Source organism: Streptomyces sp. NBC_00690 (genome assembly GCF_036226685.1).
In the GTDB taxonomy this organism is placed as follows: domain Bacteria; phylum Actinomycetota; class Actinomycetes; order Streptomycetales; family Streptomycetaceae; genus Streptomyces.
On the sequence record NZ_CP109009.1, the window covers coordinates 587345 to 613279 of the forward strand.

The 25935-nt window shown below is 68.7% G+C and carries 19 protein-coding genes; 9 read left to right on the forward strand and 10 right to left on the reverse strand.

Annotated features, from left to right (window positions below):
* Positions 1-914: 914 nt before the first annotated feature.
* From OID54_RS02545 to OID54_RS02555, 3 genes are all read right to left on the reverse strand, one after another.
* The gene (locus tag OID54_RS02545; protein ID WP_329013269.1) at positions 915-1517 is read right to left on the reverse strand and encodes a hypothetical protein; all 603 of its coding nucleotides are present in this window, start codon (positions 1515-1517) and stop codon (positions 915-917) included.
* Positions 1518-1630: 113 nt separating this feature from the next.
* Positions 1631-3070 carry a WGR domain-containing protein gene (locus OID54_RS02550; RefSeq protein WP_329013272.1) on the reverse strand — a complete coding sequence of 480 codons (1440 nt, stop codon included), beginning with the start codon at positions 3068-3070 and terminating at the stop codon, positions 1631-1633.
* 206 nt (positions 3071-3276) lie between these two features.
* The gene (locus tag OID54_RS02555) at positions 3277-4137 is read right to left on the reverse strand and encodes a helix-turn-helix domain-containing protein (RefSeq protein ID WP_329013275.1); all 861 of its coding nucleotides are present in this window, start codon (positions 4135-4137) and stop codon (positions 3277-3279) included.
* A 267-nt stretch (positions 4138-4404) separates the two neighbouring features.
* On the opposite strand from OID54_RS02555, the gene OID54_RS02560 reads away from it, so the two are divergent.
* The 6 genes from OID54_RS02560 to OID54_RS02585 all read left to right on the forward strand — a co-directional run bounded on the left by OID54_RS02560 (position 4405) and on the right by OID54_RS02585 (position 10118).
* The gene (locus tag OID54_RS02560; RefSeq protein ID WP_329028025.1) at positions 4405-4605 is read left to right on the forward strand and encodes a hypothetical protein; all 201 of its coding nucleotides are present in this window, start codon (positions 4405-4407) and stop codon (positions 4603-4605) included.
* Between the two features lie 449 nt (positions 4606-5054).
* Positions 5055-5936 carry an ABC transporter substrate-binding protein gene (locus OID54_RS02565; protein WP_329013278.1) on the forward strand — a complete coding sequence of 294 codons (882 nt, stop codon included), beginning with the start codon at positions 5055-5057 and terminating at the stop codon, positions 5934-5936.
* Positions 5937-5942: 6 nt separating this feature from the next.
* Positions 5943-6893, forward strand: a complete 951-nt coding sequence (locus OID54_RS02570; RefSeq protein WP_329013280.1) for an amino acid ABC transporter permease — start codon at positions 5943-5945, stop codon at positions 6891-6893.
* Positions 6890-7663: an amino acid ABC transporter ATP-binding protein gene (locus OID54_RS02575; RefSeq protein WP_329013283.1), complete on the forward strand. Its 774-nt coding sequence runs from the start codon at positions 6890-6892 to the stop codon at positions 7661-7663. The genes OID54_RS02570 and OID54_RS02575 overlap by 4 nt, the downstream gene beginning before the upstream one ends.
* Positions 7663-9279 carry an N-acyl-D-amino-acid deacylase family protein gene (locus OID54_RS02580; RefSeq protein ID WP_329013285.1) on the forward strand — a complete coding sequence of 539 codons (1617 nt, stop codon included), beginning with the start codon at positions 7663-7665 and terminating at the stop codon, positions 9277-9279. Before OID54_RS02575 ends, OID54_RS02580 begins: the two co-directional genes overlap by 1 nt.
* Complete coding sequence (locus tag OID54_RS02585) at positions 9276-10118, forward strand: serine hydrolase (RefSeq protein ID WP_329013288.1); 843 nt, start codon at positions 9276-9278, stop codon at positions 10116-10118. Before OID54_RS02580 ends, OID54_RS02585 begins: the two co-directional genes overlap by 4 nt.
* A gap of 128 nt (positions 10119-10246) precedes the next feature.
* Here the strand turns inward: OID54_RS02585 and OID54_RS02590 are convergent, their stop codons facing one another.
* Positions 10247-11170 (reverse strand): LysR family transcriptional regulator, encoded by a 924-nt coding sequence (locus OID54_RS02590; protein ID WP_329013291.1) that lies wholly within the window; start codon positions 11168-11170, stop codon positions 10247-10249.
* A gap of 129 nt (positions 11171-11299) precedes the next feature.
* The gene (gene lysA, locus OID54_RS02595; protein WP_329013294.1) at positions 11300-12646 is read right to left on the reverse strand and encodes a diaminopimelate decarboxylase; all 1347 of its coding nucleotides are present in this window, start codon (positions 12644-12646) and stop codon (positions 11300-11302) included.
* 337 nt (positions 12647-12983) lie between these two features.
* Between lysA and OID54_RS02600 the strand changes: the two genes are divergently transcribed.
* Positions 12984-13475 (forward strand): hypothetical protein, encoded by a 492-nt coding sequence (locus OID54_RS02600; RefSeq protein WP_329013297.1) that lies wholly within the window; start codon positions 12984-12986, stop codon positions 13473-13475.
* A gap of 237 nt (positions 13476-13712) precedes the next feature.
* Here the strand turns inward: OID54_RS02600 and OID54_RS02605 are convergent, their stop codons facing one another.
* From OID54_RS02605 to OID54_RS02620, 4 genes are all read right to left on the reverse strand, one after another.
* Positions 13713-14573 (reverse strand): alpha/beta fold hydrolase, encoded by an 861-nt coding sequence (locus OID54_RS02605; protein ID WP_329013300.1) that lies wholly within the window; start codon positions 14571-14573, stop codon positions 13713-13715.
* 123 nt (positions 14574-14696) lie between these two features.
* A complete protein-coding gene (locus OID54_RS02610) occupies positions 14697-15521 on the reverse strand; it encodes an AAC(3) family N-acetyltransferase (protein ID WP_329013302.1) in 825 nt (274 codons plus the stop codon).
* A 40-nt stretch (positions 15522-15561) separates the two neighbouring features.
* Entirely contained in the window at positions 15562-17781 is a 2220-nt protein-coding gene (locus OID54_RS02615) for a tetratricopeptide repeat protein (protein WP_329013304.1), read from the reverse strand.
* 226 nt (positions 17782-18007) lie between these two features.
* Positions 18008-20293 (reverse strand): excinuclease ABC subunit UvrA, encoded by a 2286-nt coding sequence (locus tag OID54_RS02620; RefSeq protein ID WP_329013309.1) that lies wholly within the window; start codon positions 20291-20293, stop codon positions 18008-18010.
* Positions 20294-20763: 470 nt separating this feature from the next.
* Here OID54_RS02620 and OID54_RS02625 point away from each other — a divergent pair, with 470 nt between their 5' ends.
* A complete protein-coding gene (locus tag OID54_RS02625; RefSeq protein ID WP_329013312.1) occupies positions 20764-23229 on the forward strand; it encodes a chitinase C-terminal domain-containing protein in 2466 nt (821 codons plus the stop codon).
* Between the two features lie 310 nt (positions 23230-23539).
* On the forward strand, positions 23540-24730 hold the full coding sequence (locus OID54_RS02630) for an alpha/beta hydrolase family protein (protein ID WP_329013314.1): 1191 nt from the start codon (positions 23540-23542) through the stop codon (positions 24728-24730).
* Between the two features lie 138 nt (positions 24731-24868).
* On the opposite strand, the gene OID54_RS02635 is transcribed toward OID54_RS02630, so the two are convergent.
* Entirely contained in the window at positions 24869-25789 is a 921-nt protein-coding gene (locus OID54_RS02635) for an N-acetyltransferase (RefSeq protein WP_329013317.1), read from the reverse strand.
* Between the last annotated feature and the right edge of the window lie 146 nt (positions 25790-25935).

The following is a 25935-nucleotide window of genomic DNA, read 5'->3' on the forward strand; positions in this document are numbered from 1 at the left end:
GTAGGGGGTGCGGGGTGGTGGGGCTCGGTAGGTTCCGGGTGAGGTCTTGCTGTGAGTTCAGCCCTGGGGGCGGGGGGCAGTCCTCGAACGCCGGACGGGCTGAGGTGGTCCGAGGCTGCGGGGTTTGGCTTGTCCGGGTGAGACCCGTGCCTGGGTTTCCGCCCTGGGGGGGTGGCGGGGTTCCGTCCTCAAGCGCCGGACGGGCTGGGGTGGGGCGGGTGGCGCTTGTGTTGTGGGCTTGGCCTTGGGGGGCGGGGCCTTGGGTGGTCCGGCTGGGGTTTGGGTGGGGTGCGGGTGGTGGGGGTGCTTTCGGGCGTGACTCCTCAGCGCCGGCGGCCAGCGGCTGATCCGTCCATGGCGGCTCTGAAGCCGCCGACGCTTCCGGGGACACCCCCTGCGCGCCCCCAATACCGCAACCAGGCATACCTGGCCCTGTCCAAGGGTTGAGCTCAGGGTGGGATGTCCCCCCGGGTCGTGGCTCAAGCTCGGGACCGAGCAGGAATCAGGTTCCGGGGTGGAGCCGGATGTGCCCCCCAGTGCCGCAACCAGCTCTGCTTGCCCCTGGCCCTGTCCATGGGGTGCGCCTTGGTGGGGAGTGTCCCCCGGGTCGTGGCTCAAGCTCGGGACCGAGCAGGAATCAGGTTCCGGGGTGGAGCCGGATGTGCCCCCCAGTGCCGCAACCAGCTCTGCTTGCCCCTGGCCCTGTCCATGGGGTGAGCCTTGGTGGGGAGTGTCCCCCGGGCCGTGGATCACGCTCAGGGGTGGAGTGGGGCTCCGGGGCCGGAGTCAGGCATCAGTTGGGGTCTGATGCTCCTCGGGCAGTCCGAGGGCGAGGTCGTGCCGTGGAGAGCCGTCGGTTCGGGTTACCGCAGCATTGATTCGTCGGCGGGTCAGTTGGCGAGGATACGGAGGCTTCAGCCGGTGGGCGAGTTGCCGAGCCAGTAGAGCGCAATGTCGATTTCGCGTGCGGTCCAGTCCACCGCCAGTGGATCGCGCTGGGCGAGGAGTTGGTCAAGGAGGTGGAGATAACGACCGTACCGCCCAGGGGTGTTGGTCAAGTTCAGTCCCAGTGCGGTCAAGGCGTGGTGGGCGCGCCGGTCGTAGACCGCCATGCGGTGGGGTGCTGCCGCGGTGAGCAGCGTGGAGGCCAGGGCGTCGCCGCTTCTGCACCCCGGCAGCTCCCACACGACGCTTCGCCCCTTGCGGGCCGCTTCCGCGCGGGAGAGTGTCGAGTCACGGACCGCTTCCATGGCCGTCCGGGTGATGGAACGTATCTGGGCGTCCGGCAGCGCCATCAGTTCGGCCATCCACGGGGTGCGGGCGGAGAGGCGCTTCCAGGCGACCAGTGCCCCGATGTCGACCTTTCCGAGGCTTCCGGAATCCTCTGCCCGCTGCGCCACCTCCCACAGGACCTCGTCGTAGGCGGGTGAGACCGCGGCCTGGTAGGCCCTGTGGGCATCGAGGAGAGCGGGCCAGACACGGCTGGCGTCGGCAGCGGTCACCGGTGTCGATTCCATGACTCTGTTTATCAGTCAATCGCTTGCCGTGGCCGTGGTCCTCCCAAGCCGGGGATCGGTCCAGGCGCGTGGGCAAGACACCAACGCCCGGCGCCCCGAGGCGGGGTCCTGACTCACACCAGCCGGCGTATCTCGCCGCGCACCCGGTAGAAACCGCCCGACGCGGGGTGCAGGGCGTCAACCACATAGCGGGCACCCGCCTCCCTGATGCCGCGGGGGAACTGTACGTTCCACGAGGGCTCGAACCCCTCGGAGACCACGTGCACACGCATCCGGCCCGACTCCTGGATGCACTCCACCACCACTCCACCCGCCGGTGCCACCGTCACCGTGGCCACCGCCGTCGGTGAGGCCGCCGGAGTGTAGGTGGGCAGCGCGGCAGCGGACTTGATGTCCCGGGCCACGGGGACCGTGCCCTGTTGCGCCGCCGCGATCGCCGCGTCACTGGCGTCGACACAGACGAGGGAGCCATCGGTGGTGACCATGTAGAGGCGTCCGTCGAGGTACTGCATGGACAGCGCCGAGCCGCCTCCCGTCCCCAGCTTCCACAGTCGATTGCCTGCCGCGTCGAAGCAGTACACCGACGAGGAGGAGTCACCGGCGAAGACATAGGCGCCGTCAGGCGCCGTGGCGCAGGAGTACACCGAGGCGTCGCAGCGGTAGGTCGCCTCGATCGTGCCGTTCGTCTTGGAGAGGCGCTGGACCACATGACGGCTGGTGCCTGCGTACACCGAGTTCTGCTCCTGCCAGCCGAACAGGACGGAGCCGGTGGTGGGGGTGTGCCACAGTTCGCCGTTGCCGTGGGGCGCGTAGGCCGTGACGCCCTTGCCGTGACCGTGGTAGACGCCGCGGTCGTCGGCTCGGACCATCCAGCCGTAGGGACCTGCGGAGGTGCGTGACCACTGGTACTCGTCCTCGTGGTCGATCACGTTCAACCCGCCTCGGGCATCCGAGACGTTGAGCACTCCCTCACGGATGTCCAGCCAGAAGATGTCGACGTCGGCGGCGATGTCGTACGCGGCGAACGGAAGCTTGGACGACAGGTCGTACACCGTGCCGTTGTCACAGCCGGCGTAGATCCAGAAGTCATCGGCGACCAGGCACTTGACGCCGTCCGGCAGGGAGTACTTGGCGAGCACCTCACCGCTGTGGCTGACCGTGTACACATCGCCCGCCTGGTTGCCCACCCAGCAGCGATCCTCGTCGATGTGGATGCCGAAGGCAGCGGATCCCGTGCGAAAGCGCCACAGCACGGGGGCGACCGAGCGCGCGGTGGAGGGGGCCGAGGTGACCTGGCGGCGGGTGACCGCGCGGGCCGCCCGCTGGCCCTGGACCGCGGGGGCGTACCCCTTGCGGACCTTCTCCCCCACCTTCTTGGCCGCTGCGGCCCGGGCCTTGTCCACCGTGGGGAACGTGGAGACCTGGGACTGCCCCTGCGCACCGATGCGTCCGTAGCGCACTGAAACGACCGTGTCGTCCACGGTCACCTCGTAGAACTTGTGCGCTCCTTCGCCGTCCTGCGACAGCTCCAGATACGTCGTGGTACGAGACACAGCAGACTCCTCCCCTGGGTGGAACCGACGGCCTGGTCCGCCGGTTCCCACTGCTGACGACATTATGGGGCGGCACTGACATCGACGTTCTTAGCCGGCCTGGGACCCTGGCCCTTCCCATGGTTCGCGCAGGTCAGAGAGGCGCCGGCTCGGACACTGCCCCTGCGCCGGTGGACTGTTCGGCACGCAGCCGGTGGATGCCGCGGCTACGACCAGTCCTTGCGTATGCCGTACAGGGCGTCCTTGGTGCGCCTGGGCGGGGTGGCCCTGATGACCATCTGGTCCAGGACCTCGCGGTAGACGGACACCTCGGCCATCTCCTCTATGTAGGAGGAGCGGGTCAGGCTCTCGCAGTAGATGACGTCGGGAAAGTCGAATCCGTCGAAGCGGAAGAGTGCGAACGGTCCGTAGGCGCCGGGGTGGGCTCCGGCCCGGAACTCGGCCAGTTGCAGCGCGACATGGGGCATGTCGCAGGTGTCCAGGAGACGATCGATCTGCCCCTTCATAATGGCAGCGTCACCGACGGGTCGCCGAAGGACCGTTTCATCCATCACCACCCACAGCTTGGGGGCGTCCGTGCGCTCCAGCACCAACTGGCGCTCCTGGCGCAGCGCGATACGTCGGTCCAACTCACGTTGGTCCACTCGGGGGAAGCCCAGGCGCAGAACTGCACGGGCGTAGTCCTCGGTCTGCACGAGGCCGGGAACGAAGTGCGGTTCGTAGGTCCTGATCTGGGCGGCGGACGCCTCCAGACTGACGTAGAGGCTGAAGACGTCGGGAAGCACATCGCGGTACTTCTGCCACCATCCGGAGACGTTGGCCTTCTCACTGAGATCGAGGAACTCTCGCTTCTCCTTCTCGGTGACGCCGTAGAGGTCGAGCATGGCGGCGACGGTCACGTACTTCAGTGCGACCTCGGCCCGCTCGATCCGTGTGACGGTGGTGTGCGCCTGGCGTAGGTGCCGCCCGGCCTGCTGTGCGGTCATCCCGGCGGCTCTGCGGAGCTTTTGGAGCCGTCTGCCGAGCACCATCTGCAGGACCGTGGGAGCGGACCTCGGCTCGCTCACTCCCACAACCTCCCCTGTTCATGGCCCCTTTGGGGAGCAGTGTGCCACGGGTCGGCCGGGGTGGCCGCTGTCCGGCAAGCATCCTTGCCAACCGGACAGAATTTGCTTCTGCGAACAAAGGCGGACAGGGGGCAACGCCCACCGACCCAACCCGCCACCCAGGGTGCCAACGGGAAGAAGAGTGGCGTCCGTCTGCCGGACCCGCGACCGAAGCGGGCGCCCACACCGTAGACTCGGCAGCTGCTCCCGGCCACGGGAGCTGGACTCGTGTGCGGAGAGGACTGGTTGGCCGTGTGGCAGGAGGCGCCGATCTACGACCGGCTCATAGGGGAGCTCGGTGATGTGCCTACCCAGGTCCGCCGAGAGGCCGAGCGAGTGCTGCGGGAGCTGGAGCAGGTGATGCGTATGGCGACACCACTGTCCGGTGGGCTGCCGCAGCAGATGTGGCCGCAGCCGCCTCGGCAGTGAGGCCGGTCGCATCCAACGATTGAACCGGGCACACCGCCCGGTTCCCCTGACGTACGGTGCTGTGGCCGGGCGGCTCCTTCGGGCCGCCCGCCGCCTCGTTCCCGGTGGTGCCGTGTCCAGGTGCTGAGCTCCGCCGCTCCCTTTTCCTGCGGGGCGGTTCTGTTGCAGCTCGCACCCATCGGAGGCCCTCGTTCCGGGCCGGCTGGCCAACGGCTGCCACCTCACTCCCCGAGCCGGTTCGCAGCCTTCGCTGCAGCGGCCTGCGGTAACAGCCGCCGGTCGCGCGGCGCCGCGTCTGCACCCAACGCCTTGAGTGTTCGGAGCGGCGGTGAGCCTTCCGCAGCAGCAGTACCTTTTTCGATGCTCAGACAGGAATAGCTTCATCATCTTCCATTCATCGGCACCCGACTGCCAGCATCGGCGCACGTCACCGCGTGAGGGAGAATCCGATGAGAAGTCTCAGACGTCTGAGCTGTGTGTCCGCACTGTTGGCGGTCGCGCTCGCGACCACCGCCTGCGGGCGCTCCGATGCGGGCAGCGCCCCATCGGGGGACAAGTCGGCCGCAGCGGGCAAGTCGGCGTCCGACCTGCTCCCCGCCGACTTCAAGAAGAACGGCACACTGCGGGTGGCGACCGCCGTCGGCTACCCACCCATGGAGATGTACAAGCCGGGGACGACCGAGCTCACCGGGGTCGACCCGGACCTAGCCAAGGCCGTCGCGGATCGACTCGGACTCAAGCTCCAGCTCACCAACGCCTCGTTCGACGGGCTCATCCCCGGGCTGAAGTCCGGGCGGTTCGACCTGGTGATGTCGTCCATGACGGACAGCGCCCAACGCCGACAGGCCGTCGACTTCGTCGACTACTTCCGCACGGGTGGCGTGATCATGACCAAGAGCGGCAACCCGGAGGGCATCAAGACCCTTGGGGACCTGTGCGGCAAGTCGGTCGTCCTCGCCAAGGGCAGCTCGAACCTGGACATCGGTCAGCAACAGAACACGAAGTGCAGCGAGAAAATGCGGATCTCCCAGAGCGAGGACGCACCCACCGGTCTGCTCCAGTTGGAGAGCGGGCGGGCGGTCGCCACCATCGTCGACTACCCCGTCGCCCAGATGTTCGCCGAGAAGAACAAGGCGTACGAGGTCATCCCCACGCAGTACGGAGCGGCTCCCTGGGGCATCGCCGTCGCCAAGGACCAGAGCGGGCTGCGTGACGCCGTACAGAAGGCCCTCCAGGACCTGATCGACGACGGCGGCTACAAGAAGATCCTCGACTCCTACGGTGTCGCGGGCAGTGCCGTGCCCAAGGCCACCATCAACGACGGGCAGTGAGTTCCGGTGAACACCGACACATCCGACGTCAAGAAGACCGGCGGGGGCGTCATCGGCGAAGATCCGGACGATCTCTCGTTGCGGGTGACGCGCCGCCCCCGGCCCGGGCGGTGGGTCGCCGTGGCCGCCGCCGCCCTGTTCACGGTGTGGCTCGCCTACACCGTGATCATCAATCCCAATCTGCACTGGGACGTCATCGCGGAGTACCAGTTCGACGGTGTGATCCTCAAAGGTCTGTGGGTGACGATCCAGCTCACCCTGATCTCCATGGTCGTGGGCATCGTGATCGGTGTCCTCATCGCGGTGATGCAGCTCTCGCAGAGCCCGGTCCTTCGGATCACGGCGAGCGCCTATACCTGGTTCTTCCGGGGCACGCCGCTGCTCGTCCAGCTCATCTTCTGGTTCAACCTCGCCCTCCTGTTCCCGGTGATCAGCATCGGCATACCGTTCGACGGGCCCAAGCTCGTCGAGTGGCAGACGAACGCGGTCATCACAGGATTCGTCGCGGCGCTGCTCGGCCTCTCGATCAACGAGGGCGCCTACATGGCGGAGATCGTGCGGGCCGGCATCCAGAGCGTGGACCCCGGTCAGCGCGAGGCCGGCGAGTCCATCGGCATGTCGAACCGGAAGATCCTCACCCGGGTCATCCTGCCCCAGGCCATGCGGGTCATCATTCCGCCGTTCGGCAACCAGTTCATCTCCATGCTGAAGACGACGTCCCTCGTCTCGGTCATCGCAGGCTCGGATCTGATGACCGTCTCCCAACACCTGTACCTGGCCAACTTCGAGGTCATCGCCCTGCTGATGGTGGCGTCGATCTGGTACCTGGTACTCACCACGGTCGCCAGCATCGCCCAGCACTTCATCGAACGCCGGTACAACCCCGGCGCGACACCGGTGCGCCGACGGGTGCTTGCCAACCTCAAGCCCGGACGCTCAGCCAAGGGGGCAGCGTGAACGACATCGTCCTGCGAGCCCGCGGGGTCCGCAAGAGGTTCGGCGACATCGAGGTACTGCGAGGCATCGACCTCGAAGTGCGTACGGGTGAGGTGTTGTGTGTCATCGGCCCCTCGGGGTCGGGCAAGTCCACCTTGCTGAGGTGTTTCAACCACCTGGAGCGCATCGAGGCCGGTCGCATCTGGGTGGACGGCGAACTCGTCGGCTACGAGCAGCACGGTCCGACGCGAGGAGTGCTGAGGGAACGCCGTCCGCGCGATGTCCGCAGACAGCGCGAGCGGATCGGCATGGTCTTCCAACGGTTCCACCTCTTTCCGCATCGCACGGCGTTGCAGAACGTGATGGAGGGACCGATCACGGTCAAGCGCCTCCCCCGGGCCCGTGCCGAACGGCAGGCGGTCGAACTCCTCGACCGGGTCGGGCTCGCGGACCGGGCCGATCACTATCCGGCACAACTCTCCGGTGGTCAGCAGCAGCGCGTCGCCATAGCCCGGGCCTTGGCGATGGAGCCGACGCTGATGCTCTTCGACGAGCCCACATCGGCCCTCGACCCCGAGTTGGTGGGCGAGGTCCTCGGGGTCATGCGCGATCTGGCGCGCAGCGGGATGACCATGATCGTGGTCACCCATGAGATGGGCTTCGCCCGCGAGGTGGCGGACCGCGTCGTCTTCATGGACGAGGGAGCCGTCGTCGAGGCGGGCCGCCCCGACGAGTTGTTCACCGATCCGCGCCACGAGCGCACCCGGGCCTTCCTGTCGACGGTCCTGTGATGGGCGACTACGACCTCGTCCTGCGCGGGGGCACCGTCGTCGACGGGACCGGCGCCCCCGCCACCAGGGCCGATGTCGCCGTGCTCGGGGGGCGTATGAAGGTCCTGTCCCCGGGAGCGGGAACGAGCGCGACCGAAGAGGTGGATGTCAGCGGGCAGGTCGTTGCTCCCGGCTTCATCGATGTGCACACCCACTCCGACGCCCTCGCCGCGCCTCATGCGGCCGACGACGGCGAGGGCGCGATCGAGCGGCTGCGGTTGGCGCCGCTCCTCCAAGGAGTGACCACCGAGATCAGTGGGAACTGTGGCATCAGCCTCTTTCCCTCGCTGCCGGAACTGCTGCCAGAACTGGCCGAGCACGTACGGGTGTCCTTCGGCCTTGGGACCGTTCCCCCCGCCGTGGACTTCGATGCGTTCGCGGCGGGCCAGGACCCGGCACTGCGCCACACGCACATCGCCTCACTGGTGGGACACGGAACCCTGCGCGCCGGTGTGATGGGATTCGATGCCCGCCCACCCACCGCACATGAGCTCGATACGATGTGTGCACTGCTCGACCGGGCGTTGGAGCAGGGGGCGGCGGGCCTGTCCACGGGGCTGATCTACCCGCCGGGGACCTATGCCGGCACCGAGGAGATCATCGCCCTGGCGAAGGTGGCCGCCCGGCACGGCAAGCCGTACGTGACCCATCTACGCGATGAGATGTCGCAGGTCGAGAGTGCGCTGGAAGAGGCGCTGGAGATCGCGGTGCGGTCGGGTGCGTCCCTGCAGGTGTCACACCACAAGACGGCGGGCCGCCATGGTTGGGGCGCCACGCTGCGGACGCTACCGCGGCTGGATCGGGCGCGCGCAGCGGGAGTGGACGTCCTGTGCGATGTGTATCCGTACACCGCCGGCAGTACCGTGCTGCACGCCATGCTGCCGCCTTGGACCAGCGAGGGCGGTGTCGGTGTGATGCTGGAGCGGCTGCGGCGGCCGGAGGAGCGCGACCGCATCCGGTGGGACATCGTCCACGGGGTGCCCGGTTGGGAGAACACCGTCGGGAACGGCGGTTGGGATCTGATCGCGGTCGCTGCGGCTGCCTCGCGGCCCGGCGTGGAAGGGCGGCGCATCGCCGATCTGGCCGCCGAAGCGGGGATCGATGCCATCGAGTACGTCTGTGAACTCCTACTCGCCGAACGCGGCGAGGTGACCATCATCAGCCATTCGATGCACGAGGACGACGTGCGACGGGTCCTGGCCAGCCCGCTGTCCATGATCGGCTCGGACGGGGTGCCCAAACCCGGTCGTCCGCATCCGCGCTGGGCGGGCAGCTTCGCCAGGGTCCTCGGCCACTACGGCCGCGACCAGGGGCTACTGTCGCTGGAGACCGCGGTGCACAAAATGACGGGGCTGCCAGCCCAGCGGTTCGGACTGACCGGGCGCGGTGTCGTCCGGGACGGCGCCCTGGCTGATCTGGTGGTGTTCGATCCGGACACGGTGCAGGACGGGGCGACCTTCGAGCAGCCGTTGCTGGCGCCACGGGGCGTGAGCACGGTGGTGGTGGCGGGACGGACGGCGGTGCGCGACGGTCGTCCGACCGGTACGCGGGCGGGAGAAGTGGTGAGGGTGCGATGAGTCTGGCCAGGGTGGTTGCCACTGCGCGTCGCTCGGCGGCACTGCCGTTGGTCCTGGCCGTGGCCGCCGTCGATGTGGACGGCGGCCAAACGGTGGGCCTCGATGAACGGGTCGTCCTTCCGGTCGCCTCCGCCTCGAAGGTCCTGTTGCTGGCCGAGGTGTCCCGACGGCTCGACTCGGGTGAGTTGCGCCCGGATGAACCGGTGGCGATCCACGAGGCGGATGCCGTGGGCGGTACGGGCCTGCTGGCCCGGCTCAGTCGACGTGACTGGACGGTCGAGGACCTGGCCTGGCTCACCGCCTCGGTCAGTGACAACACGGCCACCAACGCACTGCTGCGGACGGTGGGCCTGGAGTCGACGGCGCGATTGGCGGATGCAGTAGGTCTCGGTGACCTCGCGCTGCACGACGTGGTGCGGGATGTCCGCGGACCGGATGCGCCGCCCGTCTTCGCGACCGGTACGGCGTGGGACCTGGCCCATCTGCTGGCCGGTGCGGTGCGGGGGGAGATGGTCTCCCCGCAGGCGTCGGCCCGGCTGTTGGGGTGGATGCGCGCCAACACCGACCATGGGTTGGTGCCCGCACTGATCGCGCACGATCCGTATGCGCCGTTTCCGGGCCCGCCGCCGGCCGGTGACTTGTTGGTGGCCAACAAGACCGGCACCGACCCGGGGGTCAGGGCCGATACGGGCGTCATCGTCGGAACGCGGCGGCTGGCGTACGCGGTGGTGGCGCACTGGGACACGGCGCTCGGATCCAGTACGGAACGCGCCGCGGTGCACGCGATCCGCGATGTGGGTCGCAGCCTGGCGGCCTGCGCCGGAGGGGACGTCCGCTAAGACAGGGGCCGGCCCGCAGCCTGTGGGCGCCGGGCCGGCTTCCGGGCAGTATCGATCAACCGGAAGCCTGTGTAGGCGCACGGTGACCGCACCACATCACGCTCGGCCGCCGGGGCGGTGCCAGAGCCTCATGTCCACTGTGTCTCCAGTAGCGAGCCGACCTCCTGGGCGGCCGAGCGCAGGTCGGTGAGGAACGCCTGGAGCAGTGGGTTGCGGTTGGTGGCGCGGGTCGCTACCCCGACCCTGCGGTGCAGTTGGGGATGGTCGAGCCGGCAGACGTGGACACCCGCGGTGTCACCGAGCCCGAGGGCGGGAACCAGCGCGATCCCCATGCCGGCGCGGGCGAGGTTGATGGTGACCTGGTAGTGGTCGCTGCGGCAGCGGACCCGCGGCAGGAAGCCCTCTGCGGCGCATGCGCGTTCCAGCACCGGTTCGCCGGTGTCGCCGCCGCGCGTACCGATCCAGGTCTCGCCCTCCAACTGTGCCAGCCGTACGGTGGCGCGCTGGCCGAGTCGGTGCCGCAGCGGAACGACGACGAGTTGCGGCTCGTCGAAGAACATCTCCACGTCCACAGCCGCCTGTCGACACCAGGGGTCCAGCGGGTGTTCGAAGACGACGGCGGCGTCCAACCGACCCGCTTCCAGATCGGGCAGCAGCTCGTGCGGCTGGCCAAGGATGAGTTCGAGCTCCACCTGCGGGCGCTGCACCGCGAAGACCGCCAGGGCCCTCGGGAGGAGTTCCAGGCCCGACGAGGCGAAGAAGCCGAGACGCAGCAGGCCCGCCTCGCCCGCGGAGTGCCCGCGGAGGTCGTCCTGAGCGACTGCCATCAGATCGGCGATGGCCTGGGCATGTTCGGCCAGTCGCTGCCCGGCTGGTGTCAGCCGAAGGCTCTGCGGTGCCCGCTCGACCAGCGCGACGCCGAGTTCCTGCTCCAGGCGGGCGAGCTGGTGGGAGATCGCGGATGGACTCAGATGGAGGGCCTGGGCGGCGGCCACGATGGTGCCCCGGCGGGCGATCTCCAGCAGGACATGCAGACGGGCGCTGTTGAGCATCGGGCTAGGTTAGAGCCTTTCTCGCGGGTGCTGTCGAGCTCTGCCACGACCGGCGACCCGGGGCACCTGTGCGGTGCCCCGGGCGGGCCATGGCGCTGGGCCCTAGCTGTCGGACACGATCTAGACCGACTAGACCGACGACTGGCGGGCCGCCACCAGTTCGCCGGCTCCCGAGCGGACGGACATCTCGACGGGGGCCGCATCGGTGTCCAGGCGCAGCAGGTCGTCCTCCGTCTCACGTCGCACCACGACCCGGGCGTGACCGTCGCGGACAAAGACCACCGCGGGCCGCGGCAGCTTGTTGTAGTTGGACGCCATCGCATAGCCGTAGGCGCCGGTCACCGGGGTGGCCAGCACATCGGACACCTGGAGGTCTGCGGGCAGGGCGGCGTTGTCGATGATCACATCGCCGCTCTCGCAGTGCTTGCCGACGAGCCGGGCCCGCAAGGGACGCGGGGAGCGCGGGGAGCGGGGCAGGAACGCCTCGTAGCGGCTGGCGTACAGGGCCGGCCGGAGGTTGTCGCTCATGCCCCCGTCGACGCTGACGTAGGTGCGTACGCCGTGGATGTGCTTGATGGTGCCGACCCGGTAGAGGGTCAGTCCGGCGCGGGCGACGATGGAACGGCCCGGTTCCACCGCGACGTCGCCATCCCAGCCGGCACCGCGGGCGGCGTCGCGGACGCGCACGGCCCACTCGGCGAATGTGGGGGCGCTCTGACCCGCCTCGTAGACGACGCCGAGTCCGCCGCCGACGGTGAGCCGGCACACTCCCGACTGAGCGGCGAACCGGGCGACGGCCGCTGCTCCGGCGGCGAGTTCGGTCGCGTCCAACACCTGGGACCCCACGTGCGCGTGGACGCCCTCCAGGACCATCGCCGGGGAGGCCGCGGCACGGCGCACGGCCGTCGTCGCAGATCCGTCGGCGAGGCCGAAGCCGAACTTCGAGTCGCTGCCGCCGGTCCGGATCGATTCATGGGCTCCGGCTGCGACACCGGGGGCGATCCTGAGCTGAATCTGCGCCGGGGGCAGTTCTCCGGTGGCGTGGAGTCGTTCGATGCGGTCCATCTCGTCGAAGCTGTCGACGACGATGTGTCGTACGCGGGCGGAGATCGCTCTTCGCAGTTCCGCCTCGTCCTTGTTGTTGCCGTGGAGCACGATCCGATCGGCGGGGACACCCGCGCGGAGTGCGACCGCGAGTTCACCGCCGGACGCGACGTCGAGGAGCATGCCCTCCTCATGGGCGAGTCGGGCCATGGCCGTGCACAGGAATGCCTTGGAGGCATAGGCGACGTTGTCGCGGCCGAAGGCCGCGACGGCTTCTTGGCAGCGTCTGCGCAGATGTTCCTCGTCGTAGACGAAGAGGGGCGTGCCGAAGCGGCGTGCCAGTTCGGTGAGCGGGACGGCGCCTACGGTCAGTCCTGCTGGACCTTCCTCGGCGGTGAGGGGCAGCAGTTCTGGCTCGATGGCTGACGACATGGTTCCTCCCCGAAAGCGGACTCCCTGTCATCCTGTGGCCTGGCGCTGGGGCACAAAAGCGCATTCTTCTCGGGGTGAGCCTCGATTTTTACGATGCTCCGCGGGATACGACTCCCACCGCGATGCTTGGAGACACAGGGACGACCGCTTTGGGCGCATTCGGGGTGTCGGTCCACCGAGACGGCGGCCTCGACTGGGAACCTCGGCCCGACGGACGCCCGCTCCCCCTAGCCACGGACACGGACCGCACCTGGTCGACGAGGGTACGGGCGGGCGGCACGGCGAAGAGCAACCCCACGGCCCCGGTCCGGGCCGCAGATCCTGGGCGGGAGACCCGATGGACGTCAGTACGTTCTACGCGCTGTTCTCAGCGACCTGTTTCACGCTGGTGGGGCTCTGGTGGAACGTCGTGCAGAACCATCCCGACTGGCTTCGCTCCGATGCCCTGCGCCGGGTGGTGGGCGGGATCTATCTGTCCTTCCTCTTGCCCGCACTGATGGGACTGTTCGCCCAGGTGGGTGGGGTGGAGACGCCGGAGATCTGGCGGACCAGCTTCGTGGTGCTCGCCGTCATCGGCTGTGCGTCCACCGTACGGCTGTTGGGTCGCAGCACCAGCGATCGGAGCGCCGGTTCGCTGGCCGCCCCACAACTGGTGGCGTGTCTGCTCTATCTACTGATCGCGGTGGTGGGGGTGGCACCCGAAGTGGCCGATCCGCTCGGACTGCGGCCCATCCAGGCAGAGGCGATCTTGCTGAGTCTCCTGGTGCTGATGGGGCACGGTCTGGTGTGGCGTTTCATGGCCGGCGCGGGACGGCCCGACCCTGCGTGAGCGCTGCTCGGCTCCCGTACCCGGACGGCAGGAGCATCCCGTCGGATCCTCCGCGCCCGCATCGACCGGGCCGGCCGAACTGCTCACTCCCGTCCACGGCCGGCTGATCATCGCGATCGTGCTCCAAGCCCTGACGGCAAGGGAACTACTGCTCTCCCCCGTCTTCCTGCTGGCGTGGATTCTGGGCACCGGTGCCGTGTTCACCGGAACGAGAGCGGCCAACAGTCCGTTGAAGTCCTACGCCTCCAGGGCGCCGTGTACGAATCGCCGCAGGTGCATCCGCACGGCTTCGGGCTGCTCAAGCCAGGGCTCGTGCCCCGCACCCTCGATCCTGACGAGGGGAAGTTCGAGTCGGACCGCGAGTGAACGGAGCGCCGACAGGGGACGGGGATCGTCGGCCCCGCCGAGGAGCTCCGACCGCGCGGGCAGGCGGGCACTCAGCTCGGCAAGGTGCTCATCGAGCGGATCCGCGCGCTCTTCTGCGCCGAGTTCGCCGTTCATGGTCCAGTTGACCGGGCGACGCAGCCGAGCGCCCCGGGCTGCCCAGCGCTCCCCGCGCCCAGGATCCGAGTGGTCGGTGAACCAGGCCAGCGTGAGCAGCTCGACCTCCTGTTCCTCCGTGCGGTGGGGCAGCTCCTCCAGATCGCGCAGCCGCTCCTGCTGCGCCGTGGACATGCGGCGGCTGCGCTCGACTCGGTACTCGGTTCGCCAGTCGCCGACGAACGGTCCACACATCAGCAGCGTCGCCGCGACCCGGTCGGGATGCGCCAGGCAGAATCGGCTCGCGAGATCAGCGCCGTAGGAGTGCCCGATCAGCACGGCCGTGGACACCTCCCATGCGTCGAGGAGCTCGGCGAGGTCATCGACATGCCGGGCGAGGGTATGGGGGCCCGGCCACGGGGATCCGCCGGTCCCACGCTGGTCGTACCGGTACACGGGTGCGAGGTCCGCAACCATGGGGGCGACATCGCCCAGATAGTCCGGCAGCCCCGGACCGCCATGGAGCAGAACTACGGCCGGCCGCCGACTCGTATCCCCCAGCGCCATCCAGCGCACCCGCGCCGCGTCGGTCATCGTCACGAGGCCCTGCGTCTCCATCGAAGTCACCACAAACAAACTATTGGTGTTGTCACGGTGGCTCCGAGGCCGAACTCACGTCGTGGAGTTGAGTTGGAGCACTGTGAGAGCCGAGTGGGCCGGTCGTCCCTCAGGCATCGGGCGTCAGTCCAGTGGTCCGCCCGCTATGGCGTCCTGGCACGATCGGCAATGGGCCGAGCAACGGGTCAGCTCCGGGTCGGCGGCCAGCGCGGCGGTAACCGCGGCCAGCGTCTCGCGCACCGGATGGGCGTCCCAACGGGCGGCGCCCACGGTCGTCGTACGCGCGCCGGGGCTGAGCCAGGGGGCCAACCGGGGAAACCCCTCCGAGCAGGACCCCACCTCCACCAGGGTGGTACGGCCGTCCTCGGCCCGGGCCCAACGTCGGAACAGCCGGCGTCCGGACTGCTGCTCGGCCAGGTGGAGCACGGTCATCCGGTTCAGCCCGACGCCGATGAGCAGGCTCCGCCCGTCCCGTTCGGCCAACGCCCGCAGCGGAGCGTACACATCGTCCGGGCTCTGGTCGCGGACGAGGGCTGCGCCATCAGGTCCGACCGCGGCGAACGAATTCAACGGATGTCGGCCTCGGTGCACATCGGATCGGGCGAGGACCACGGCCGGGAAGGCGCCGAGACGGGGATTGACCAGTCCACAGTCGGGGCTGTAGACGGCGGGCGCCGGCAGCGAGTCGCGGAGCGACGGCCGGGAGTAGTCCACCCCGTTGCGGGCCGGGCGCATCGAAGGTGAAGGCGGTGGGGCCACCCCGAAGTGCGTTTCGGTGAAGGCTGGTACGAGGACGGTGCAGCCCCTGCCGACGAGAGCGTCGACCAGGGTGTCCGCGCCCCCGTCGAGCGGCACCCCGAACGACCGCAGGGCGGCGTGGACCAGCACCGGCAACCCGGAGAGACCCAACTCGTCGACTGCCCTTCCGAGGTGTTCCGCGGTGATCATCACACTTACTCCTTCGTTCAATCCCGCCGTCACAACGGGTTCAGACGACATGGCGCGCTTCAAAAGGCTCACCGCGCCGCAAGGTTTCGAGGGCTCTCAAGGTGGCGACGGTGTCGGGATGCTCCTCGCCGAGTACCCGTCGGCGCAGCGCGAGCACACTCCGGGAGATCCGCTCGGCCTCGGCGATCCTGCCCAGGGCTGCGAGTGTCCAGGCGAGTTCGTGCCGCGTGGTCAGCGTCTCCGGGTGACTCTCGCCCAGAACCTGCCGACGGGCACGGAGAACTTCTCGGTAGAGGGCCTCGGCCTCGGTGCGACCGCCGTCCATCCCGCGCACCCAGGCCAGTTCATGACGGGAGGCCAGGGTCTGCGGATGGTCCACGCCGAGTACCCGCCGACGATCCTCGTGAATCCGGCCGAGCGCAGTGGCCGCCTCGGTGTAGCGGCCCTGGTTGGCCATGGCCCAGGCGAGTTCGTGGGCGGTGGTCAGGGTGTCGGGCGAGTCATGGCCGCACACCGTCTCCCGGGCCGCCACCACCTGACGGTAGGCGTCTTCGGCCTCCGCCCAACGCCCCTGACAGGCCGCGATCCAGGCGAGTTCATGACGACTGGCCAGGGTGTCCGGGTGCGCCTCTCCCAGCACCCGTCGACGGGCCGCGTACACCTGGCGGTAGAGGGTCTCGGCCTCCGGCCCGTCTCCCTGGAAGCAGATCTGCCAGGCACGCTGGTGTTGCAGGGCGAGCACGGCGGGATGGTCGGGGCCCAAGGGCGTCGAATGCTCCAGGCCCGTCAGACACAGCCGGGCGGCGGACCGGTGGGCGCCATCCCGGTCAGTGGCGCGGGCGACGTCGGCGGTGGCGTCTGCAAGCGCCGCCAACAGTGGTGGGTCCAGCCGACCCGCGGCGGTCCGGTGGAGTGCGCCGAGGTGGGGAGCGAGCCGCCGGTAGTGGTGCCAGTCCGCGGGCTGGTCCATCCGTAACCTGCCGATGGCGGCGACGAGCAACTCCGCAGCGGCTGCGGGTATCCGGCTGTTGCCCGCCCCCTCGGGGTCGTCGCCAGGGTTTCGGAGCGGCCCGAGGTGAAGCCTGCTGATGTCGGCCACCACCGGATGGACGGTCAGTCCGGCGCCGTCGGATTCCTGGTCCGCGGCCAGCAGCCCCACATCGACCAGTCCGCGCAGAGCCCGCTCCACGGCGGGCTCTGCTCCGGCGAGGGCCGCCAGGGCGGGCACGCCGGTGTCGATGAGCTCCCGAGGGACTGGTGCACCGGGCAGGTAGCACGACAGCAGCCGCAGCAAGGTGCGCGCCTCGGGGGCGCCCTGACGGTCGAGGGCGTCCAGGGAGATCTCCCAGGTGAGTGTCACCGTTGCGCGGGGGGCCGCAGCGGGTCCCGGATCCCCTGGCCAGCCATGGGTCAGCGGAGCGTCGAGGAGGGACCGGAACGCGGTGAAGGTCGCCCTGCGGGCGACACCGGAGCCGAGGTGGGCCCCCGCCAGGGTGAGGGTCAGTGGAAATCCGCCGAGGCGGTGGGCGAGATCCCGGGCGGCGCCCGGCCCACCCGCTCCCGGAGCCAGGTCGGTGAGCACCAGGGCGCCGGCCTCCTCATCGAGCAGGGGTACCGGCAGCAGGGTGGCGTTCCCGCCCCAGGCGTCCGCTCCCGCGTGTCTGGTCGTCACCACGATCAGGCCGCGTCCGACGGTGCGGAGCCAGCCGGGTCCGGTGAGAACGTGGGGGTCGTCGGCTTCATCCAGGACCAGCAGCCAGCCGGCCGGGGCTCGGCGGAGCACATCCCAGAAGCGGTCGGCGGCGTCTGCCGATCCGGCAGTCAGCGCTTCCAGATCGGCCCGCTGGGCACCTGCCCGACGGGCGACGGAGACCAGACCGGCCGCGAGCACGTCCGGGTCGCGGCCGGACACCCACCACACCGCCCGTTCCCTCCCGCGGTGCCGGTCCTTGCGGGCCCACTCGGCCAGGGCAGTGGCCACGGTCGACTTGCCGACGCCCCCGGGTCCGGTGAGGACCAGGATTCCACCGCGCGGGCGGCGCACCCGCTTCCTCAGGGTGCCGAGGAGTTCGTCTCGCCCCCGCACCGGGCGCGGGGGCAGGGAGGGCGGGTGGACGGACGAGCCGTACGGTTCGGGCACGTACGGGGAGGGGTCGGGCGGCTGTGCCCGTCCATGGACGCGTAACTGTCTCCAGGCGATACCGAGCCCCAGGAGGGTGCCCACCGTGCCGACCACTGCCACGCCCAACTCAGCGTCCATCGCTCCCCCAGCGACCGCGACCGGGTGCCGGCCGTACGGACCGGAACCATCCTGGCGCACCGACGGCCCACGGGGCAGGGGGTAGTCCACCCAGATCACCAGGGACCGATCGGGTGCCCACCTCCTGTCCGGTCGTCGGCCGGCACCGATCGGCCTCCGCTCCCAAGAACGCGAGTGCTTCTCCGTCGGCGTGGGCACACCCCCGGGTGTGCCCACGCCACTGCACCTAGCGACCCACGTACCGTCGGAGGTGTTGTGCCGTCAGAGTGTCGCAAGAGGTGACGAGTTCGGTGGGAGTACCGGTGAACACCACGCGCCCACCGTCGTGGCCGCCACCGGGGCCGAGGTCCACCAGCCAGTCGGCGTGGGCCATGACCGCCTGGTGGTGCTCGATCACCACGACCGTGTTGCCCTCGTCGACCAGTCGGTCGAGCAGGGCGAGCAGCTTGTCCACGTCGGCCATGTGAAGGCCGGTGGTCGGCTCGTCGAGGATGTAGGTGGAGGACTTCTCCGCCATGTGGATCGCCAGTTTGATCCGTTGCCTCTCGCCTCCGGAGAGGGTGTTCAGCGGCTGGCCGAGTCGGAGGTATCCGAGGCCGACGTCATTGAGTCGCCCAAGGATGGTGTGGGCCTGGCCGGACGGGAAGAAGTCGTACGCCTCCGCGATCGACAGCCCGAGGACCTCGCTGATGTTCTTGCCCCGCAGTTGGTAGGTGAGCACCTGGGGGGTGAACCGCTTGCCCTCGCACTTTTCGCAGACCGAGGCGACACCGGCCATCATGGCGAGATCGGTGTAGACGAGTCCGATGCCGTTGCAGTGGGTGCAGGCCCCTTCGGAGTTGGCGCTGAAGAGGGCGGCCTTGACGCCATTGGCCTTGGCGAACGCGGTGCGGATGGGGTTGAGCAGACCCGTGTAAGTGGCGGGATTCGAGCGCCGCGAGCCCCGGATCGGGGATTGATCGGCGACGACGACCCCCTCCCGGTCCGCGAGGTAGCCATGGATCAGGGAGCTCTTTCCTGATCCGGCGACACCGGTGACGACGGTGAGCACCGCGAGTGGGATGTCGACGCTGACGTCCTGGAGGTTGTGTCGGTCCGCCCCCTTGATGGAGATCTGTCCGCGCGGTGTGCGGACGTTCTCGCGGAGCCGGGTTCGATGTTCCAGATGGCGCCCGGTCAGTGTGTCGGAGGCGCGCAGCCCGGCGACGTCCCCGCTGAAGCAGATCTCGCCGCCCCCTTCACCGGCACCCGGCCCGAGGTCCACCACATGGTCGGCGATCGCGATGACCTCGGGCTTGTGCTCCACGACGAGGACGGTGTTGCCCTTGTCCCGCAGGAGGAGGAGCAGGTCGTTCATGCGTTGGATGTCGTGCGGGTGCAGTCCGATGGTGGGTTCGTCGAAGACGTAGGTCACATCGGTGAGGCTGGAGCCCAGGTGCCGGACCATCTTCACCCGCTGGGCCTCGCCACCGGAAAGGGTGGAGGCGGGTCGGTCCAGGCTGAGGTAGCCGAGGCCGATTTCGGTGAGGGAGTCCAGGAGGTGACGCAGTCCGGCCAGCAGGGGGGCGACCGAGGGGTCCTCGATGGTGCGGATGAAGTCGGCGAGATCGCTGATCTGCATCGACGAGCACTGGGCGATGTTCACACCGTCGATCGTCGAGGAGAGGGCTGCCTGGCTGAGGCGCGTGCCTTCGCACTCGGGGCAGCGGGTGAAGACCACCGCGCGGTCGACGAAGGTGCGGATGTGGGGCTGGAGCGCCTCGCGGTCCTTGACGAGCCATGTGCGCTGGAGCTTGGCGGCGAGCCCTTCGTAGGTGAAGTTGTTGGATCCGACCTTGACCTTGACGGGCTCTTTGTGGAGGAGGTCCGCCCATTCCTGGTCGGTGAACTCGTGCAGCTTCTTGTCGGGGTCGAAGAAGCCGGAGCCGGCGGTGATGGACCATGGCCAGGAGTCCACGGCATGGCCGGGGATGGTGATCGCGCCCTCGTTCAGGGACTTCGCCCGGTCGACCAGCTGGTCGATATCGATCTGTGATATCTCGCCGAGGCCCTCACATCGGGCGCACATCCCTTCGGGCAGATTGAAGCTGAAGGCTCCTGACGTACCGATGTGGGGGGTGCCCAGACGGCTGTAGACGATGCGCAACATGGTGTAGGCGTCGGTGGCGGTGCCCACGGTGGAGCGCGAGTTGGCGCCCATCCGCTCCTGGTCGACCACGATCGCCGCACTGAGGTTGTGCAGACCGTCGACGTCCGGTCGGCCGAGGCTCGGCATGAACGACTGGATGAATGCGGTGTAGGTCTCGTTGATCAGCCGCTGGGACTCGGCGGCGATGGTCCCGAAGACCAGACTCGACTTGCCGGACCCGGACACGCCGGTGAAGACGGTGAGACGGCGCTTGGGAAGGTCGATGTCGACATTGCGTAGATTGTTCTCACGTGCTCCTCGAACCTGAATCACGCTGTGAAGATCGGCGGGCATCTGCGGCGACGGGATGTCAGCGGCGGACATAGAGAAGGGCCTTTCCTTTTCCTCGATCGTGGATCATGGAGAAACGTCCTGCTGGAACGCGGTGCCCAGGCCAGCGCCGTCATGATGCGCAAGGGCGGGACGTGGTCTCCGCACCCAATCTTCGCGCACCGGCGAGGGGCCTTGGTCGCGATGGGGACGATGAGAACTCTCTCCTTCGTCGACCTCACGGGCACCCCCCGGGTGAGACTCGTTGTCAGCTGCGCATCGGCATGCCCACGGAGTGCGATTCAGGCGCACCCGGGGGGATGCCAGCACACAGAAGTACCTAAAAGGTCCAGACCTATTGACGGGCTGGTCTAGTCCTTTTAATCTCTGCTCACCTCAGCGGATTTGGTTCTCGACGTGCGCACGTCCAGACCCAACACGCATGACCCCCACGCATTTTGAGCGAGGCCGATTCACCCCCGCGCCCCACACGGGCGGCGGGCCCCCCACCAGGAGGACCGACCGTGCTGTCCCTCACCCGTAAGAGAGCATCGCTGCTCGCCGTCGGCGCTGCCGCCGCCGCGCTGGTGGCCACCTCGCTCTCCCCTGGCGTCTCGGAGGCCGCCTCCCAGGAGGCGTGTCGCCCCGACGGCCTCTACTCGACTCCGGGCGTCGATGTCCCGTACTGCTCCATCTACGACGCCGACGGGCGCGAGAAGATGGGTACGGACCACCAGCGCCGCATCATCGGGTACTTCACCAACTGGCGTACGGGCAAGGACGGCGCACCCGCCTACCTCGTCTCGGACATCCCGTGGAAGAAGATCACCCACATCAACTACGCGTTCGCGCACGTCGACCAGACCAACAAGCTGTCGGTCGGCGCGGACGGGCCGGACAACCCCTCGACCGGGATGACCTGGCCGGGCGTCACCGGTGCCGAGATGGACCCGGGCTACGCCTACAAGGGCCACTTCAACCTTCTGAACAAGTACAAGAAGGTCAACCCGCATGTGAAGACGCTGGTTTCGGTCGGCGGCTGGGCCGAGACCGGAGGCATCCTCCAGGGTGACAACCGGATCAACTCCGGTGGCTTCTACTCGATGACCACGAACGCCGACGGTTCGGTGAACACGGCGGGCATCAACACCTTCGCCGACTCGGCCGTCGACTTCATCAAGAAGTACGGCTTCAACGGCGTCGACGTCGACTACGAGTACCCGACGTCGATGAAGGACGCGGGCCACCCCGCCGACCACACCCTGGCCAACGGCCGTCGTGCGGGCCTGGCCAAGAGCTACTCCGTGCTGATGAAGACCCTGCGCGAGAAGCTGGACCGCGCCGGCGCGGCGGACGGCAAGCACTACATGCTGACCGTGGCCGCCCCTTCGTCGGGATACCTGCTGCGGGGCATGGAGACCTTCCAGGTGCAGAAGTACCTGGACTACGTCAACATCATGTCCTACGACCTGCACGGTGCCTGGAACGAGCACGTCGGCCCCAACGCGGCGCTCTACGACGACGGCAAGGACAGCGAGCTCGCCGGAGCGAACGTCTACGGCACCTCGCAGTACGGCGGAATCGGGTACCTCAACACGGACTGGGCGTACCACTACTTCCGCGGCTCGATGCCCGCGGGCCGCATCAACGTGGGACTCCCGTACTACACCCGCGGCTTCAAGAACGTCCAGGGCGGTACGGACGGTCTGTGGGGCAAGGCCGCTGCCACCACCTGTCCCGCCGGGTCGAACCTGACCAAGTGCGGTGACGGTGCGGTCGGCATCGACAACCTGTGGAGCGAGAAGGACACCGCGGGCAAGGAGTCGCCCGCCGGCTCCAACCCGATGTGGCACGCCAAGAACCTGGAGAAGGGCGTCGTCGGCGACTACCTCCCCAAGTACGGCTTCCCGGCGAACACCACGCTGACCGGCACCTACGCCCGCAAGTACGACTCGACGCTGGTCGCGCCGTGGCTGTGGAACGCGCAGAAGAAGGTCTTCCTCTCCACCGAGGACGAGCAGTCCATCACCACCAAGGCCGACTACGTGGTGAACAAGGGCATCGGCGGCACGATGATCTGGGAGCTGGCGGGCGACTACGCCTGGAACGCGACCAAGGGTCAGTACGAGCCCGGTGAGACCCTCACCACGCTGATGTACGAGAAGTTCAAGGCGGCGGCCCCCTACGGCGCCAAGAAGTCCAACACCGCCCTGCCCACCGAGGCAGTCAACGTGGACGTCGACTTCGGTCAGTTCGCCCTCGGTGACAGCAACTATCCGATCAGCCCCAAGCTGACGATCACCAACAACACCAAGACGGCACTGCCCGGCGGCACCGAGTTCCAGTTCGACTACGGAACCTCGGCTCCGGCCAACGCCAAGGACCAGTCCGGCTTCGGTGCCACCATCGTCAAGAGCGACCACACCGGCAACAACATCGGTGGTCTGAAGGGTGACTTCAACCGGGTCTCCCTGAAGCTGCCGGCGTGGCAGACGGTCGCCCCGGGCGCCTCGGTCCAGCTCGACTTCGTGTACTACATGCCGGTGTCCACCCCGTCCAACTGGACGGTGAAGATCGGCACCAAGACGTACGCGATCGCCAGCGACCTGGCCCGTGGCACCACCGTGGTCGAGCCCGGTGGCAACACCACCGGTGGTACGACGTCCGGCACGACCAGTGGAACCACCAGCGGCACCACCGGTGAGACCACGAGCGGTACCACTGCAGGCACGACGAGCGGTACCACCACGGGCACGACCAGCGGTACCACCAGTGGCACCACGACCGGGACCACCGCGGGTACGACGGGCACCACCGCTGGAACCGGCGGCACCTGCACCGCGCCTCCGTGGAGCGCAGGCACCGAGTACCCGGGCAGCACGACCGTGTCGCACAAGTCGAAGAACTGGAAGTCGAAGTGGTGGACGAAGGGCGATGAGCCCGGAACCACCGGCGAATGGGGAGTCTGGACGGATCTCGGTCCCTGCTGACCGGGTGACCAGCTCCTGACCCCGTAGAACCCGAAGGCCCCCGGCGGCGCAATCCCTGACCTTGTCGCCACCGGGGGCCTTCGTCATACCCGCGCACCGCAACGCCCCGACGGTCATCGCACGACGTCCGGTGCGGACGTCCGACAACCGATCGAAGCGCCCGAACCACACCGGATGCACACCATCCTGGACGACCCGGGAATTCCGCACACTCACCTCACCAGCGCACGACCCCGGGTGGAGATCGAGAATGCTCAATAGCTACCAGAGTCTGATGCCTTCAACCCCCGAACGATCTAGCGTCGTTGGCATGGTCAAACTCACCCGGACGGCCACGGCCGTCACCCTCGCCCTGTCACTCGCCGCACCCCTCACCATCGCCGGCAGCGCGAACGCCGCGACGGGCACCCAGGACACCGTCGCCCGCAGCGCCCCGGCGTCCGTCGCGGACTTCCCGCGACTTCCCCGCCCGACCGGGAAGTACGCGGTCGCCAGCACCACCTTCCACCTCGTGGACCAGTCCCGCCCGGACCCTTGGGTGCCCAGCGCCGAGGGCCGCGAGTTGATGGTCACCCTCCACTACCCCGCCGCCCGCGCGGGCGACGGCCGCCACGCCCGCTACGCCACCGCGGAGGAAGCGAGGCTGCTGGTGGAGGGCAGCCAACTCGGCGGACTCGTGCCACCGGAGAAGCTCAGCGGCATGCGGACCCACAGCCGGGTCGGTGCACGCCCCGCGCCGGGGCAGTTCCCCCTGGTGGTCCTCTCCCCCGGATTCACCGTCTCCCGGTACACCCAGACAGCGCTGGCGGAAGACCTCGCCAGCCGCGGCTACGTCGCGGCCTCCGTCGACCACGCGTACGAGTCCTACGGCATCGCCGTCCCGGGCAACCGGATGCTGACCTGTGTCGCGTGCACGGCACTGGAGGGAGGTACGTCGGGCAGCGTGGTCACCTCGACCCGGGCCAAGGACGTGTCGTACCTCCTCGACGCGCTGGTCGGCCCGGCTCCCGTGTGGCGCAACGCCGAGATCATCGACAGCGACCACATCGGCATGGTCGGCCATTCCATCGGAGGTGCGAGCGCCGCCACCGCCATGGTCGCCGACAGCAGGGTGGACGCCGGCATCAACATGGACGGGGCGTTCTGGGAGCCGCTCCCACCGGAAGGGCTCCGAGGTCGGCCCTTCATGATGGTCGGCGCGGACGACGGGATGCACGATCCCGACGGCGGGGACCGTAGCTGGACGGAGATGTGGCCCAAGCTGGACGGCTGGAAGCGCTGGCTCACCTTCGCCGGGTCGGACCATATGTCGTTCTCGGACAGTCCCCTCATCTCTGAACACTTTGGTCTGCCCCAGACGGCCCTGCCCGCCAAACGCACCGTCAAGCTCACCCGCACCTATGTGGCGGCCTTCTTCGACCAGCACCTACGGGGTCGGCCCCAACCACTCCTGAAGGGCCCCACCGACGCCAACCCCGAGGTGAAGTTCCACAACCCTTGAGCAAGCCGCTGTCCCACCGCCCGCATGGGCGGTGGGACAGCCGTCCGCGAGCGCATCCGACGTGCAGTGAGCCCCGGCCCCTCCCCTACCCCGGCAGCGATTCGCACCGGTTCGGGGAGGGGCCGGGCATGCAACGTCCTAGACGGGTCGGTGGTCCCAGCCCCGTGCGGTGCGGGTGAGCTCGCCGAAGCCGTACCGCAACAGCTCCTCGATCTCGCCCTCCTCGTCCGGCGTGGCATAGGCGAGGAGACGATCAGCGCCGCACAGGGTCAGCCACTGGCCTGCCTGGGCCAGGAGCCAGGGCAGAAGATCAGGATGCGGATCATCGGGCAATCCGAGATCGGAGACATCTGCCATACCCATGGAGCGGGCGTGTCGTTCCGGGCGGTCCAGCGTGGTGTCCAACTCGATGAACGCGATCTCCTGGGCGTCCAGAACCGCGCCGAGCCGCGTTCCCCAGGCACCGAGTGTCCGGCGGACGGTCAGCCCGGCCAGGGGCGCAGGCCCCGGCGCGGGCAGGTCAGCGACCCGTGCGAGAAGGAGGACCTCGGTCTGGCCGCTGTGCACGAAGCCCGCCCGCTCCAGTGCGGCGCGCACGTGGGGCCACTGGTCCGGCACACCGTAGACGCCCGGAACGGGAAGCAGGCCATCCGCGTGCCGTGACCTCACGCCCCAACGGTTGAAGCGGGCGAGGCAGGCAGCCATCAGGAGATCGGCGGCCTGCTCGGCCATGGACTGCTCGCCGGCATCGATGTGGTGCAGGAACCAGCCGAGGTGGCCGGTGTCCCGGTAATCCTCGCCGACATCCGGATCGCTGCCGTAGCGCAGCAGATGGGCGGCGGCCACGATCCGTCCGGCGCCCTCCACCACGAGGGTGGTGCGCTCGGTGACCCAGGGGTCGGTGACGATCTCATCGGGGCAGCGTTCCAAGCTGCTGAGGACGGTGTTCACCGAGGCGACGGCGCCCGGGATGACGGCGGCGGCGTGCACATTGACCAAGGTGGTGAGCTGATCGCGATCTTCGCGATGAAAGGTACGCACGTGCAACGAAGCGGGCATGACAGAGCCTCCGTGGAATGGATTGGGGAGGCCGCCATGAGGTGCGGTACGAAATTCACCCTAGCAGCCCGCCGGAGTACCCATCTGAACTGCGGCTCGTCCTCCCGTGCCCGGCCCATGCGGTACGGGCTCGCCTGCTGCGGCCG

Excerpts from the sequence above, each read along its gene's own strand:
- OID54_RS02545 (WP_329013269.1), bottom strand. The coding sequence starts at position 1,517 with ATGGAATCGACACCGGTGACCGCTGCCGACGCCAGCCGTGTCTGGCCC.
- OID54_RS02565 (WP_329013278.1), top strand. The coding sequence starts at position 5,055 with ATGAGAAGTCTCAGACGTCTGAGCTGTGTGTCCGCACTGTTGGCGGTC.
- OID54_RS02580 (WP_329013285.1), top strand. The coding sequence starts at position 7,663 with ATGGGCGACTACGACCTCGTCCTGCGCGGGGGCACCGTCGTCGACGGG.
- OID54_RS02585 (WP_329013288.1), top strand. The coding sequence starts at position 9,276 with ATGAGTCTGGCCAGGGTGGTTGCCACTGCGCGTCGCTCGGCGGCACTG.
- OID54_RS02590 (WP_329013291.1), bottom strand. The coding sequence starts at position 11,170 with ATGCTCAACAGCGCCCGTCTGCATGTCCTGCTGGAGATCGCCCGCCGG.
- lysA (WP_329013294.1), bottom strand. The coding sequence starts at position 12,646 with ATGTCGTCAGCCATCGAGCCAGAACTGCTGCCCCTCACCGCCGAGGAA.
- OID54_RS02600 (WP_329013297.1), top strand. The coding sequence starts at position 12,984 with ATGGACGTCAGTACGTTCTACGCGCTGTTCTCAGCGACCTGTTTCACG.
- OID54_RS02605 (WP_329013300.1), bottom strand. The coding sequence starts at position 14,573 with ATGGAGACGCAGGGCCTCGTGACGATGACCGACGCGGCGCGGGTGCGC.
- OID54_RS02610 (WP_329013302.1), bottom strand. The coding sequence starts at position 15,521 with ATGATCACCGCGGAACACCTCGGAAGGGCAGTCGACGAGTTGGGTCTC.
- OID54_RS02615 (WP_329013304.1), bottom strand. The coding sequence starts at position 17,781 with ATGGACGCTGAGTTGGGCGTGGCAGTGGTCGGCACGGTGGGCACCCTC.
- OID54_RS02620 (WP_329013309.1), bottom strand. The coding sequence starts at position 20,293 with ATGTCCGCCGCTGACATCCCGTCGCCGCAGATGCCCGCCGATCTTCAC.
- OID54_RS02630 (WP_329013314.1), top strand. The coding sequence starts at position 23,540 with ATGGTCAAACTCACCCGGACGGCCACGGCCGTCACCCTCGCCCTGTCA.
- OID54_RS02635 (WP_329013317.1), bottom strand. The coding sequence starts at position 25,789 with ATGCCCGCTTCGTTGCACGTGCGTACCTTTCATCGCGAAGATCGCGAT.